At 67.8% G+C, this 13,382-nt stretch carries 15 protein-coding genes; 11 read left to right on the top strand and 4 right to left on the bottom strand.

Translation table 11 applies throughout. The features are described from left to right. The first annotated feature begins 10 nt into the window (after positions 1-10). Positions 11-577 (top strand): dCTP deaminase, encoded by a 567-nt coding sequence (dcd, locus tag ACXJKJ_RS25570; RefSeq protein WP_056198009.1) that lies wholly within the window; start codon positions 11-13, stop codon positions 575-577. 12 nt (positions 578-589) lie between these two features. Here dcd and ACXJKJ_RS25565 read toward each other — a convergent pair whose 3' ends face one another. Then, positions 590-817 (bottom strand): hypothetical protein, encoded by a 228-nt coding sequence (locus ACXJKJ_RS25565; protein WP_457393515.1) that lies wholly within the window; start codon positions 815-817, stop codon positions 590-592. Between the two features lie 62 nt (positions 818-879). Then, complete coding sequence (locus tag ACXJKJ_RS25560; protein WP_457393513.1) at positions 880-1,365, bottom strand: SRPBCC family protein; 486 nt, start codon at positions 1,363-1,365, stop codon at positions 880-882. A gap of 85 nt (positions 1,366-1,450) precedes the next feature. Between ACXJKJ_RS25560 and ACXJKJ_RS25555 the strand changes: the two genes are divergently transcribed. The 5 genes from ACXJKJ_RS25555 (at position 1,451) to ACXJKJ_RS25535 (ending at position 6,196) form a co-directional block, all read left to right on the top strand. Then, positions 1,451-1,858 (top strand): cupin domain-containing protein, encoded by a 408-nt coding sequence (locus ACXJKJ_RS25555; protein WP_457393511.1) that lies wholly within the window; start codon positions 1,451-1,453, stop codon positions 1,856-1,858. 9 nt (positions 1,859-1,867) lie between these two features. Next, positions 1,868-2,581, top strand: coding sequence for a sigma-70 family RNA polymerase sigma factor (locus tag ACXJKJ_RS25550; protein ID WP_457393509.1), 714 nt, complete (start codon positions 1,868-1,870; stop codon positions 2,579-2,581). 12 nt (positions 2,582-2,593) lie between these two features. After that, the gene (locus ACXJKJ_RS25545) at positions 2,594-3,421 is read left to right on the top strand and encodes a cupin domain-containing protein (RefSeq protein ID WP_056198002.1); all 828 of its coding nucleotides are present in this window, start codon (positions 2,594-2,596) and stop codon (positions 3,419-3,421) included. A 109-nt stretch (positions 3,422-3,530) separates the two neighbouring features. Next, entirely contained in the window at positions 3,531-3,899 is a 369-nt protein-coding gene (locus ACXJKJ_RS25540) for a hypothetical protein (protein WP_056198000.1), read from the top strand. A 119-nt stretch (positions 3,900-4,018) separates the two neighbouring features. Beyond that, positions 4,019-6,196 (top strand): S46 family peptidase, encoded by a 2,178-nt coding sequence (locus ACXJKJ_RS25535; protein WP_457393507.1) that lies wholly within the window; start codon positions 4,019-4,021, stop codon positions 6,194-6,196. A gap of 276 nt (positions 6,197-6,472) precedes the next feature. Here the strand turns inward: ACXJKJ_RS25535 and ACXJKJ_RS25530 are convergent, their stop codons facing one another. Then, complete coding sequence (locus ACXJKJ_RS25530) at positions 6,473-7,045, bottom strand: YceI family protein (protein WP_056197997.1); 573 nt, start codon at positions 7,043-7,045, stop codon at positions 6,473-6,475. Between the two features lie 97 nt (positions 7,046-7,142). On the opposite strand from ACXJKJ_RS25530, the gene ACXJKJ_RS25525 reads away from it, so the two are divergent. Genes ACXJKJ_RS25525 through ACXJKJ_RS25510 form a run of 4 tightly spaced genes read left to right on the top strand, consistent with a single transcriptional unit; the run spans position 7,143 to position 11,318 of the window. Beyond that, on the top strand, positions 7,143-8,468 hold the full coding sequence (locus ACXJKJ_RS25525; protein WP_457393504.1) for a hypothetical protein: 1,326 nt from the start codon (positions 7,143-7,145) through the stop codon (positions 8,466-8,468). 10 nt (positions 8,469-8,478) lie between these two features. Further along, positions 8,479-9,039, top strand: coding sequence for an Lcl domain-containing protein (locus ACXJKJ_RS25520; protein WP_457393502.1), 561 nt, complete (start codon positions 8,479-8,481; stop codon positions 9,037-9,039). Positions 9,040-9,071: 32 nt separating this feature from the next. Then, the gene (locus ACXJKJ_RS25515; protein ID WP_457393500.1) at positions 9,072-9,572 is read left to right on the top strand and encodes a hypothetical protein; all 501 of its coding nucleotides are present in this window, start codon (positions 9,072-9,074) and stop codon (positions 9,570-9,572) included. A 30-nt stretch (positions 9,573-9,602) separates the two neighbouring features. Beyond that, positions 9,603-11,318 carry a thiamine pyrophosphate-binding protein gene (locus ACXJKJ_RS25510; protein ID WP_457393498.1) on the top strand — a complete coding sequence of 572 codons (1,716 nt, stop codon included), beginning with the start codon at positions 9,603-9,605 and terminating at the stop codon, positions 11,316-11,318. Positions 11,319-11,408: 90 nt separating this feature from the next. On the opposite strand, the gene ACXJKJ_RS25505 is transcribed toward ACXJKJ_RS25510, so the two are convergent. Beyond that, positions 11,409-12,146, bottom strand: a complete 738-nt coding sequence (locus tag ACXJKJ_RS25505) for a PEP-CTERM sorting domain-containing protein (RefSeq protein WP_457349785.1) — start codon at positions 12,144-12,146, stop codon at positions 11,409-11,411. A 255-nt stretch (positions 12,147-12,401) separates the two neighbouring features. Between ACXJKJ_RS25505 and ACXJKJ_RS25500 the strand changes: the two genes are divergently transcribed. Continuing rightward, positions 12,402-12,632, top strand: a complete 231-nt coding sequence (locus ACXJKJ_RS25500) for an RNA-binding S4 domain-containing protein (protein ID WP_457393543.1) — start codon at positions 12,402-12,404, stop codon at positions 12,630-12,632. Positions 12,633-13,382 lie beyond the last annotated feature (750 nt).

Genomic DNA, 13,382 nt, shown 5'->3' with positions numbered 1-13,382 from the left:
GGAAAAAGAGATGAGTATCAAGAGCGACAAGTGGATCCGCCGCATGTGCCAGGAGCACGGCATGATCGAGCCCTTCGAGCCCGGCCAGGTGCGCGAGCAGGACGGCCGCAAGATCATCAGCTACGGCACCTCCAGCTACGGCTACGACATCCGCTGCGCGCCCGAGTTCAAGGTCTTCACCAACATCCACAGCACCGTGGTGGACCCGAAGAACTTCGACGAGAACAGCTTCGTCGACATCAACAAGGACGTCTGCATCATCCCGCCCAACAGCTTCGCACTGGCGCGCACGATGGAGTACTTCCGCATCCCGCGCAATGTGCTGACGGTGTGCCTGGGCAAGAGCACCTATGCCCGCTGCGGCATCATCGTCAACGTGACCCCCTTCGAGCCCGAGTGGGAAGGCTATGTGACGCTGGAGTTCAGCAACACCACGCCGCTGCCGGCCAAGATTTACGCGGGCGAAGGCTGCGCCCAGGTGCTGTTCTTCGAGAGCGACGAGGTCTGCGAGGTCAGCTACAAGGACCGCGGCGGCAAGTACCAGGGGCAGGTGGGGGTGACGCTGCCCAAAGCTTGACCGGGCCCTGCTTCAGCTGCAATCCACGGGCGGTGGAACCGTTGCCTTGGCGTGTGAGCTTCGCCACTCGGTCCACTGCACCGCGATCAGACCCAGCAGGCCGGCGGCAAAGCTGACAAGCAGCCACACCGTGAATGCGGAGGCTGAATCGCCGAACCACAGCCAAAGTATCAAGAAAAGCAAGGCGTCTGCGGCGGCACACAGCAGAACGGTCGGTTTGCGTCGAGGGCGCTTGTCCATGGAGTTTTCGGTTGAGGCGGGTGTCCAGCGTACCGTTGGCTTGGGCGCAGGTGACAGTGAGTTCAATGGCGCGAATGGGCGAGATAGCTTGCCAGTCCGATCCGACCCGCCCGCATCACCCTTTTGTGATTCCATCGAAACAAGGGCGCCAGCACCGGCGCCAGCCAGCGCAGGATGCCTGGCGGCAGCGTGACGCGCCAGACGAAGGTGACGTCGGTATGCCCGCCCGCCTCCGGCAGGGCTTGCTTCATCAGCCAGATGCCTTCCCCCGCCAGCGTGCCGCCCGCCCGGGCGCGCAGGCGCTCTTCGCGCAGCACTTCCGTCACCTCCAGCACCAGGTGCAGCCGGTAGCCCAGGCCGGTTCGGAAGGTGAGCTGCTGCTGGCGGCCCACGCCCTGGGCGTCGCCGTCGACGAGGCGTTTCACGGCGACGACGCCCGGCCACCACAGCGGCCAGTGCTCGGTCTGGGTGATGGCCTGCCAGACACGGGGAACCGGCGCATCCAGGCGCCAGTGGCTGACGAGGTCAAAAAAGGCGACTTGAGGCATGCAAAGGGGATACGCCAGGCTACCCAGGGTAGATGCCTAGGTTTACGCTGCATCCGGAATTCTTACCGCTGCGTATCAGCCTTACATGACCTCGACCATCGCCACCCCCGCCCAGGCCCGCGCCATCCGCCGGCGCCTGCTGGAGCGCGTGGCCGACACCGATGACAGCCACCTGACCGTGCCCGCGGGTGCGGCCGGCTGGCAGCCTTTCGGCGACGGCGTGCAGATCAAGGTCTTGCATGAGAACGAGGGCATTCTGAGCTATCTGCTGCGCTTGGCGCCCGGCGCCCGGCTCGAGGCCCACCGCCACCCGGTGGATGAGGAATGCCTGGTGCTGGAAGGCACGCTCAAGGTCGGCAGCCGGATCGAGGTCGGCCCCGGCGGCTATCACCTGGCCCGCGCTGGCAGCCTGCACGCCGGCATCAGCACCGAGACGGGTGCCACCATCTTTCTGCGCGGCGCCGAGCCGCATGCGGACCAACTGTTGGTTTGAGGACATCACATGACCCTGCCACACCCCACCGAAGCTGTCGACGAGCCACCCAATCCGGCGCTGCTGTTCGACGACGTCGAGCTGCCGGACGCCGATATGGAAGAGGGCGGTGCCATCGAGGCCGCCGCCGCCAAGCCCGGCTGCCCTTCGCTGGACGACGCCCAGCTTGCCGCCTGGATCGAGGGCATCGTCGACCACGACGAGCGCGCGTTGCTGGCCCTGTATGAAGCGACGCTGTCGCGCGTCTACGGTCTGGTGCTGCGGCTGGTACGCCGCAGCCAGCTGGCTGAAGAAGTGGCCGAGGAGGTGTTTTTCCAGGTCTGGCGTCAGGCGCCGCGTTTTGACCCCGAGCGCGGTCGGCCGTTGACCTGGCTGTTGGGCATGGCCCGCTCGCGCGCCATCGACGCGATCCGCCGCGAGGCTCGCTTCCAGCATGAGGAGCTCGACGAAGAGAGCGTGCCGTTGTCGGCGCCCGCGGCCGAGTCCGGCGACGAGCTGCTGTCCGTGGCCCAGGGACACGCCGAACTGCATCGCGCCCTGCTGCTGCTCAAGCCCCAGCCGCGCCAGCTCGTCGCGCTGGCCTTCTTCAATGGCCTGTCGCATGAAGAGATCGCCAGCCAGACCAGCCTGCCGCTGGGCACCGTCAAATCCCAGATCCGCCGCGCCTTGATCACACTGCGCGAGGCCTTGGGCGACATTGGCGCGCATGCGCTGCCGGCCTGAAGGGAGGACGCCATGACGACGCTGCCCCCTACCTCCAAATCCGCCCCCGAATCCAGCCCCGAATCCGATGCGGGTGACGACATGACGCCGTTGCTCAGTGAACCCTTTGCAAGCGCCTGGGCGGCCCCCGCGTCGCCCGGCCGCCTCGGTGAACGCCTGAGCGGCCGCCTGCAGCAATCGCTCGACGCCGAGCGCGGCATGGTCACCGTGCGCCGTCGCCGCACCGAGCCCGAGGCGCTGGCCGACGGCGTCCATCAACGCTGGCTCTACCGTGCCCCCGAGGGCCAGGCGTTGCGCCCGGGCGAACCGCGTGCGGCCCGCGTCATCGAGCTGCAGCCCGGCGCCCGCCTGGACCTGGCCGCTGCCGGCGCACGCGAATTCCTCGTCGTGCGCGGCAGCGTCGATGTGGATGGCGAGCTTCTGGGGCTGCGCGACTTCCTGCTGCTGCCCGCCGGCAATACGCCGCAGCTCGCCACCCGCGATGGCGCCCATGTCTTCGTGCGCGAGGCCGAGGGCCACGCCAGCGAGCGCACGCTGGTGCGCGACGCCGAGGCCGGCTGGCCCGAGTTCGCGCCCGGCATCCGCCGGCGCGTGCTGTGGGCGGGCGGCGGCCAGGCCGCGCTGCTCTACCGTGCCGACCCCGGCGCCAGCGTGCCCGTGCACAGCCACGGCCATGACGAGGAATGCCTGATGGTGCAGGGCGAGCTCTTCCTCGATGACGTCCTGCTGCAGCAAGGCGACTACCAACTGGCCCCCGCGGGCACCGGCCACCGCATCACCGAGACTGACACGGGCGTCATCATCTACGCGCACGGCGATCTCGACCTGCAGTTCACTTGAGCGGCATCAGCGCGGACAAGCCCGGTCTTTTCGGGCTTTATCCGGTCTTTGTTTTGCCGAGGCCCCGGCACGATGGCAGCCATCACAGCCAAGCTGTCCGAGGCCCGTCATGCTCATCCCGCTGCACCTGATCCCCATCCCCGCCGACGAACCCCGCGGCCTGGGCGACCCGGGTCATGCCTGGAGCGGCCTGAAGATCGCGCAGGGCGTCAATCTCGGCGACATCCGCGCTCTCGGCCTGACGGTGGCGGGCGCCACCAGCGGTCCGGTCAACAGCCGCGACCTGCTGCGCTTTGGCCAGCTGATGAACGATGCCGGCCTGGCCATCAACCCGACGCGCATGCTCTACGACCGCCAGTACGCCTACGAGCGCCTGGCCGACGGCCACGCCAGCGACCACCCCGGCCTGCGCGAGCTGGCGTTGGACCTGTTCGAGGCTTATCAATCCGCCGGCGAATGGATCGGTATGACGCATTGAGGGGCTGACCGTCCCCTGATCGCGGGGCTTCCCGCAAGCCGAAGCCTGCCTTTCCTCACCCCGGGGATTTGCCGCCTCCGAGTTACCCTCGCGGTTTCGTCTTTTTGCCGAACCGCTCCATGACACGTCACTCCCTTTCGCTGCTGGCCCTTGCGGCCCTGGCCGCAGCCACCGCCCATGCCGACGAAGGCATGTGGATGCCCAAGCAACTGCCGCAGATCGCCAAGAGCCTGAAGGCTGGCGGTTTGGCCATGGACCCGGCCAAGCTCAAGGATCTGACCGACTTTCCGATGGGTGCCGTGGTGTCGCTGGGTGGCTGCACGGCCAGCTTCGTGTCGCCCCAGGGCCTGGCGGTGACCAACCACCACTGCGCCTACGGCAGCATCCAGTACAACTCCAAGCCCGACCGCGACCTGCTGAAGAACGGCTTCTACGCCGCCACGCTGGCCGATGAACTGCCCGCCGCGCCCGGCAGCCGCATGTGGGTGACCGTGGACCTGAAGGATGTCAGCGCCGAGATCCTCAACGACAAGACCCGCGCCCTGACCGGCAAGGCCCGCACCGACGCCATCGAGGCGACCGAGAAGAGCCTCGTGGCCGCCTGTGAGGCCGACAAGGGCCACCGCTGCAACGTCTACGCCTTCTTCGGCGGCCTGCAGTACCAGCTGATCAAGCAGCTTGAGATCCGTGACGTGCGCCTCGTGCACGCGCCGGCCACCGGCGTGGGCCTGTTCGGCGGCGACGCCGACAACTGGGTCTGGCCGCGCCACACCGGCGACTACAGCTTCTACCGCGCCTATGTCGGCCCGGACGGCAAGCCGGCCGAGTTCAGCAAGGACAACAAGCCCTATCTGCCCAAGCATCACCTGAAGATGGCGAGCAGCCCCCTGAACGCCGGCGACTTCGTCATGGTGGCCGGCTACCCGGGCCGCACCGACCGCCACCGCCTGCCCACCGAGGTCGACTTCGCCTTCGGCTGGCAGCAGCCGACGCAGGCTCGCGTGATGGGCGAGGCCATCGACCTGATCAAGGCCGAGACCGCCGGCCGCCGTGACGGCGAGATCAAGATGGCCGCGCGCATGCAGGGCCTGCAGAACTACTACAAGAACCTGCAGGGCCAGCAGCAGAGCTACGACGGCAGCGACATCCTGGCCCGCAAGAAGGCCGAGTTCGACAAGCTCAAGGCCTGGGTCAACGGCTCGCCAGAACGCAAGGCCCGCTATGGCGCCGATGTCGCCGCGGCGCAAAGCCTGCTGGCTGAGCGCGAGGCCATCACGCGCGCCGAGCTGCTGGCCAATTTCATGACGCCCGCCCTGCTGACTTCGGCCCGCCAGCTCTACCTCGTGGCGCAGGAGCGCGCCAAGCCCGATGCCGAGCGCAAGTCCGGCTACCAGGAGCGCGATCTGCCGCGCCTGCGCGCCGCCCAGCAGACGCTGGACCGCCGCTACGACGAGCAGACCGACAAGCGCCTGGCCTCGCACTTCCTGGCCCAGTACCTGGCCCAGCCGGCCAACACGCTGAACCCGGCCTGGGTGGATGCATACGGCCTCAAGACTGGTCAGGACGAAGCCAGCATCCGCGCCCAGCTGGACAAGCTCTACGCGGGCAGCAAGCTCTCCGACACCGCTGTTCGCATGGCCTGGCTGGACAAGGACGTGGCGGCCTTCAAGGCCAGCGACGACGCCTTCATCAAGGCCGCCGTGGCGCTGTACGACGATGACCGCCGCCTCGAGAACCGCGACAAGGAGCTGGGCGGCAGGCTGCAGAAGGCCTATGCCGGCGTGCAGCAGGCCATGATCGACTACCACGCCAGCCGCGGCGAGGCCGTCTACGCCGATGCCAACAGCACGCTGCGCATCAGCTACGGCAAGGTCGAGGGTCGCAACCCCGGCACCGACGGCAGCACCTGGACGCCGTTCACGACGCTGCGCGGCATCGTCGCCAAGCACAAGGGGCCCGACGAGGCCGGCGGCGAGTTCAATGCGCCCGCCGAGCAGCTTGCCGCCATCAAGGCGCGCAACTTCGGCAAGTACTACGTGAAGGGCCTGGACTCGGTGCCCGTGAACTTCCTGTCCACGCTGGACACGACCGGTGGCAACTCCGGTAGCCCGGTGCTGAACAAGAACGCCGAACTGGTGGGCCTGTTGTTCGACGGCACGCTGGACGCGGTGATCTCGGACTGGAGCTTCGACCCCAAGATGGTCCGCAGCATCTCGCTGGACGCGCGCTACATGCTGTGGCAGATGAGTACCGTCGACAAGACGACGCGGCTGCTCGACGAGATGGGTGTGAAGTAAGCTAGCGCGTCCAATGCAAACCGGCCTCCAGGGGCCGGTTTTTCGTTTTCATGCGGACCGAGCGCCGGGCCGCTCCCTAGCCGGCCCGCGTAAGGCGATGTGCTTGCGGCTCAATGCCGCAAGCATCGGCGTCCCCGCGGGGGCTGAGGCCGGACACATGGCGCCCAGTGGGCGGCATGTGCCTGCCGAAGGGCTGCGGTGCAAGCCGCAGCGCGGTCTGCAAGACCGACTGGACTCGCCCGCGTTCAGCGGGGCGGGACCAGGCGAGGGGCTTCATCACTCCTTGACGACGGCCTCGACCTGGATGCGCAGGTTCACATCCATCTTGAAGCCCCAGTCCTTGCCCGCGGTGAGGCCGAAGTCTTCGCGGTTGAACGAGCCCGAGGCGTCGGCACCACACCAGTCCCGCTTGAACATCGGGTGGGGCATGCACTTGAGCTGGTGGATGGCCAGCGTCATCGGCTTGGTCTTGCCGTTCAACGTCAGCTCGCCAACGAGCCGGGTCGGCACGCCGCCTGTCGCGCCCTCGAAGCGGCCCTTGAAGCTGGCGCTGGCCGGGCTCTTCTCCAGGTTGAAGAAATCCTTGCCCTTGGCCCAGCCGTTCATGGCTTCCAGACCGAAGTCGATGCTGGCCAGGTCCATCTGCACGTCGACGCTGCCGCTGCCATTGGCCTTGTCGAAGACGATGGTGCCCGAGTTCTTCGTCAGCTTGCCGCGCCAGAAGGACATACCCATGTGGTCGGCCTCGAAGCTGGGGTAGGTGTGGGCCGGGTCGACGACATAGGTGGCGGGTGCGGCCTGGGCTAGCGTGGCGGCGAACAAGACGGGGAGCAGAGTCAGTCGGTTCATGGGAATCTCCTGTGAAGGGTGGTGAGAGGCGCTTGCCTGACACTATGACGAAGCGGGCCGCGCGATTTCGACAGCAGCCTGCAAATTTCCCTGCCCCATGATCGCCCGTCTCCTCCTCACCCTGCTCGCGCTCGCCCTTGCTGCCTGTGCACCCCTGAAGCCCCAGCCAACCACCGAGAAGCGCTACAGCGCCGCCGAACTGCTGGCGCTGCGCCCGGCCGATTTCAGCTGGCCCGCCATGTCGACGGCGGGCGAACGTGCTCAGCGCGAGGCGGCCCTGGCCGACATCCGTGCCCGCATCGCCCTGCCGCCCGGCCCCGAGCGCGACGCGGCGCTGCCCAAGCTGTTTGACCTGGTGGCGCAGTACAACCTGGAGATCGACGCCGCCCGGCCGCTGCTGCTGCAGGCCCTGCCGACTCTGGCCAGCCGGGACGTGGACTACCAGCGTGCGCTGCTGACCGCGGCGCGTGCTCTGTACGCGGCCCCGAACGAAGCTGCAGTGCAGGCCGCGTTGCAGCCGCTGCTGACCCAGCTCACGGCGAGCAAGCCTTTTGCCATCGCGGCCTACACGCTGAAAGCGATGAACCCCGGCTACGCGGAATTCATCCGCGACCTCGTGCCGCGCCAGTTCCCGCAGTGGCGCGACGACCCGCGCCTGGTGGCGTTGATGGACGACGTGGCCCCGGTGCGCATGGCCCAGCCGCCGCTGGCCGACCTGCTCGCCGCGCCGCTGCGCCCGGGCCTGCCCGTCATCTACAGCCTGCAACGCCGTGGCCGTGCCGACATGGGCCTCGTGCTGGTGCGCGCTGCCGATGGCCGCTTCGTGCGTGATGCGAGCGGCCGGCTCTTCGCCCAGCCCCAGCTCGCGCTCTCGCGCAGCGGCCTGCCCGGCACCATCACGAATGGCAACACGCCGCAAGGTCTCTTCACCCTCGTTGGCGCCGGCACGGCCACCAACCCCAACATCGGCCCCACGCCCTATCTGCACAGCAAGCTGCCCATCGAGGCGACGGTGGCCGAGTTCGAGCACGCTGACCCCTCCATCGAATGGAGCGAGGCCGCCTACGAGAGCTTCCTGCCGCCGAGTTGGCGCGCCTATTCCGGCATCAAGGAAGCCTGGCTGGCCGGCCGCGCCGGGCGCGACGAGCTGCTCATCCACGGCACGACCCTCAATCCGGCCTACTACGCCGGCACGAGCTACTTTCCCGGTACGCCGCAGCAGGGCTGCATGATCTCCAACGAAGACTGGGACCCCGCCACCGGCCGCCTTCTTGCCAGCCGGCAGCTGACGCTGGCGCAGACCTATGCGGCCGCCAGCCCGCGCAATGACCTGGCGGGCTATCTCGTTGTCGTCGAGCTGGCGGGCGAGGGGGCCGTGAGCCCAACCGAGGCCGCCGCGCTGGTGCAGGCGGCCGGACGATGATGGAGACCGTATGCGAACCTGCGTGATTGCCGCCTTGGCTCTTGCTCTGGCCATGCCTTGCGCCGTGATGGCGGAGGACGCCGCTCCCAAGCTCACGCCCAGTGCCGATGGCCAAGAGCTGATCGACGCTGCCACCGGGCTGGCCTGGTCACGCTGTGTGGAGGGCAGGCACTGGGATGGTCGGCGCTGCGACGGCGAGATCAAGCTCTTCACCCATGCCGAGGCGCTGGTGTCGGCCCGCACGCGCAGCGAGGCCGAAGGCCGGCTCTGGCGCGTGCCCCGCGCGCAGGAGTTCAAGCGCCTGCCCGAACACATCGGCGGCAAGCAGCAAGCCGCCGTGCTCATGCCCGATGCGCCCAGTGGCTGGTACTGGACCAGTACCGTGCGCATCGAGAGCGAAGCCGTGAACACCTACAGCTACGCCAACGTGCAGCGCGGCACGACCGAGCGGCAGGTCGACCGGCTGTCCCCTCAGACGGGTTGGGTGGTGGAGCAGCCTGGCGGCGCGGTGCGCAGCAGTCACAAGCGCGAGAAGCAGCTGGTGCGTCTCGTGCGCACGCTGGCGCCCTGACGGGCTCCTTCAGCGGGGAACTCAGGTAGGACGTGCCCGATGCGACGTTCGCCTCGCCGGTAAAGTGGTCGCCACCACGTTTTCCCGGTTCTGCCATGTCACTGCGTAGCCTTGCGATTGCGACGATTCTTCTTGCCGCACTCGGCCTGGTCTGGCAGAAGCAGGAACAGCTGCAGGCATGGCTGGGGGCAGCGCGCGCGTCAAGCACATCGGCACCGAGCCTCGGCGAGCCGTTGGTCGCTGCCCGCCCGGCGGCCGATGCCGCTACCTCCACGTCGGCCAGGTCCCGGCCGGCAGGCTTGCGCAAATGTGTCAAAGGCCAGCAGGTTTCGTATACGAATGTCGAGTGCCCGCCCGGCCACCAGGAGCTGGCCGTGACAGCAGCGCCCGTCAACGTGCTGCCGGCCACGCCGGTCAGCAAGCCGGCCGAATTCAGCAGCGGACCGTCGTCGCTTCACAAGGCGTTGGACCTGACGCGTGACGACACGCTGAGGGAGCGGGCCATAGAACGGGCAGTCAACGGGAACCGCTGAAGTGGAGCAGCCGCCAGCTAAAGTCCCAACATGACTAGACAAGCTACCACCCCCCGTCTGGCCGGCCACAAGCTGGTCGAGGCGCTGATTGCCCAGGGCGTCGACACGGCCTTCGGCGTTCCTGGCGAGTCCTACCTCGCCGTGCTCGATGGCTTCCACGAGTACGCCGACAAGATCCGCTTCATCGCCTGCCGCCAGGAAGGCGGCGCGGCCTTCATGGCCGAGGCGCAGGGCAAACTGACCGGGCGGCCCGGCATCTGTTTCGTGACCCGGGGCCCGGGCGCCACGAACGCCAGCATTGGCCTGCACACGGCCTTCCAGGATTCGACGCCGATGATCCTCTTCATCGGCCAGGTCGCCAGCGATCAGCGCGACCGCGAGGCCTTCCAGGAGGTGGACTACCGCCAGATGTTCGGCCCCGGCACGCTGGGCATGGCGAAGTGGGTGGGCGAGGTGCATGACGCCGAGCGCCTGCCCGAGTACGTGGCACGTGCCTTTCACACCGCCATGCAGGGCCGGCCCGGCCCGGTTGTGCTGGTGTTGCCCGAGGACATGCTGACCAAACCCATCACGGCGCCCGTGCTGCCGCCCGTGCGTCCCGCCGAAGCGGCGCCGACGCCGGCCGCCCTGGCCGAGCTGTGCGAGCGCCTGGCAGCGGCCAGGAAGCCTTTCGTTATCGCCGGCGGCGGCGGCTGGACGCCTGAGTCCACCGCCGCGCTGCAGGCCTTTGCCGAGGCGTGGGGCTTGCCGGTGGGCTGCGCATTCCGCTTCCAGGACCTGTTCGACAATCGCCACCCGTTGTACGCCGGTGACGTGGGCATCGGCATCAATGCCAAGCTGGCCGCGCGCGTGAAAGAGGCCGACCTCATCCTCGCCATCGGCCCGCGCCTGGGCGAGATGACGACCGGTGGCTACACGCTGCTGCAGGCGCCGAGGCCCGCTCAAGCGCTCATCCACATCCACGCCGGTGCCGAGGAGTTGGGCCGCGTCTACACGGCCGAGCTGCTCATCAACGCGAGCATGAGCACGGCCGCCCCGGCCCTGGCCGCGCTGGCCCCGCCCGCCAACATTCCCTGGCGTGCATGGGCCGAGGCGGCCCATGCCGACTACGAGGACAACCTCGTGCCCGTGCCGGTGGCGCCGCTGGACATGGCCGAGGTCATCCGCCTCATTGATGCCAAGCTGCCCGAGGGCACCATCTTCACCAACGGCGCCGGCAACTACAGCGGCTGGCTGCACCGCTTCCATCGCTACACGGCGCTGCACCGCGAGGGCCGCAGCCAGCTGGCGCCAACCTCGGGCGCCATGGGCTATGGCGTGCCCGCCGCGGTCGCTGCCTCATTGCTGCAGCAGGACCGCTGGGTCGTCAACATCGCCGGCGACGGCGACTTCCTGATGACGGGCCAGGAACTGGCCACGGCCACCGGCTATGGCGCCAAGAAGCTGCTTGTCGTGGTCGTGGACAACGGCACCTACGGCACCATCCGCATGCACCAGGAGCGCGAGTACCCGGGCCGCGTGTCGGGCAGTGACCTCTTCAACCCCGACTTCGCCCAACTCGCCGAGGCCTTCGGCTTCGTGGCCTTCAGGGCCGAGAGCACGGAGCAGGTCGGCCCGGCATTGGATGCGGCAATAGCGGCGGGCCGGCCGGCGCTGATCCACCTGCGGCTGTCGTCCGACGTCAGCACCTCGCGCACGACGCTGACCGCCATCCGCGAAGCGGCGCTGAAGGTCGGTCACGCTTGAGCTGACATTGCACGCGGCGGTGCAAAACGGCGCGACCCAAGAAAAAACGGCGGCCCGAAGGCCGCCGTTTTGGCGTGAGCTGAAGCTCTATCAGGCGCGGCGACGGCGCACCAGGCCCAGGCCCAGCAGCGAACCGGCGACGAGTGCCAGGCTGGCCGGTTCGGGCAGCTGACGCACTTGTTCCTTGGTGCCGATCGTGAAGCTGTCGAAGGCGAAGATGTCGCCGGAGCCGACGGTCGACAGGAAGCGAATCCGGTCGAATTCTTCAGAGGCGTTGGAGGCGATCAGGCCGAAGTACAGGACGCTGCCGTCAGCGACGTTCTGCGCTGCGGTGGTGACGACTTGCGAGCCGACCACGACGCCGCCCTTGGAGAGTTCCAGCGTCAGGGTGCCGCCGAAGTCGCCCAGGTCAATGCCGTAGAAGCCGAAGGCTGCCAGGGAATTGGTGAAGTCGACTTGGAAGGGGCTGCCGCCACCGGCAGACACTTCCCAGTAGCGGGTGCCACCGGGGACAGAGTAGCGGCCAGCGCCGTTGGTGTTGCCGGCGGTGTTGGTGGCGACAGAGCCAGCGCCGTTCAGCGTGGCGGTGCCGGCAGCGCCGAAGTCCAGGGCCAGCGGCGCGCCGCCAGCACGGGTTTCGAAGTTTTCCGTGCCAACGCCGACGAGGTTGCTCTTGAAGCTGGTTTCAGCAGCCATCGAGTTCGTGGGAGCGACTTGTGCGCTGGCATTGCCGTTGTTGTCGACGCCGGTGAAGACGAGGTAGGCGTTGGCGCTGCCAGCGGCCATCAGGCCTGCGGCAAGTGCCACGGAGGTAAGGAACTTGGTCATCGAGAACTCCCTTGAGGGTTGCTGAAGATGCGGAAAAAACCGCCAGACAACCTCCGTTAGCACCACCCGTGCCAAGTTACCTAAGTCATTGTTGGTACACACTAATTCCTATTCACGGGTGTGTCCGAATGAAATGACTGTCAATGTTTTCGACATAGATATTCTAGGGGGGTGGAATAAATGATGACCTTGCGCGGGCCAGCATACGGCCACGCCGAGCAGCGCGCGCGGGAGCGCGGCGACGACAATCCCGGCATGCCTGCCATCGACCTCCCACTGCGCGGCGAGTTCATCGAACTCGACAAATTGCTCAAAGCCACCGGCCTGGCCGACAGCGGCGGCCGGGCGCGCGCGCTGATCACGGCCGGTGAGGTCAGGGTGGACGGCCAAGTCGAGTTGCGCAAGACGGCCAAGATGCGCACCGGCCAGCTCGTTGAGTTTGGCGGCCAGCAGGTCAGGGTGATCCAGGGGCCGAGCGGCGATTGACTCGGCCGTCATGACGGTGAGGCGTTCATCGTGCGAGCGGCCGACAACGCTGCCTGCGGGTTCGCCTCGCCCCCTGAACAAATGCCCTCAGGGATTGCCCGGCGTTGACCGTCAATCCCAAAAACGAAACACTGTTCCAACTGCTCGCTGAGCCGAAACCGCTGACCGGATACCGCCGGGTGGCCGGGGTTTCGTCAGCCGACGCAGTGCGAGGCGCCTGCTGTGCCCGCTCCCCTGTTTGACGCCCAAGCGAGCCGGTGCCGCGAGGGCCGAAGCGCCATCTCGGCCTGCCGCCGATCCCCCGTCCCCTGCCATTGCTGAAGCGCTGCGCGCCTGACCCCTGACGGGTCGGTGCCAGGCGGGCCTGCGCCTGCTTCCTTGCGAACGCTCGAGCCCAGGGGGCGGCATGCCCAACAAAGACAAAGCGCGCGCTGTACGAGCGCGCCAGGAGACATGCCATGACCCCAGTCCACCGAATCAGGGGGCTAGTGCCCCCCGTGAGCGGCAAAACGGCCGCAATCGAGGCGAAACGCGGAGCCAGGTTGGACACCTGGCGAGCAGTTTCAACGACGAGTGCGGCCGTTTTGCCGCTCACCCTTCGGGCCGAGCCGGGAAAGGGGGCAGGGCGGTGTTGCGGCTCTAGCCCAGGCTCCCAGCCTGTGCTGCAAGCCGCGCCTACCCCAGCCCCCTTTCYCGRCTCGGCGGGGGGCGCTAGTCCCCTGATTCGGTGGACTCGGCCCAAGCTGGGCC

The organism is Roseateles sp. P5_E1, assembly GCF_054049335.1.
This window is presented reverse-complemented; position numbering and strand designations above follow the sequence as displayed.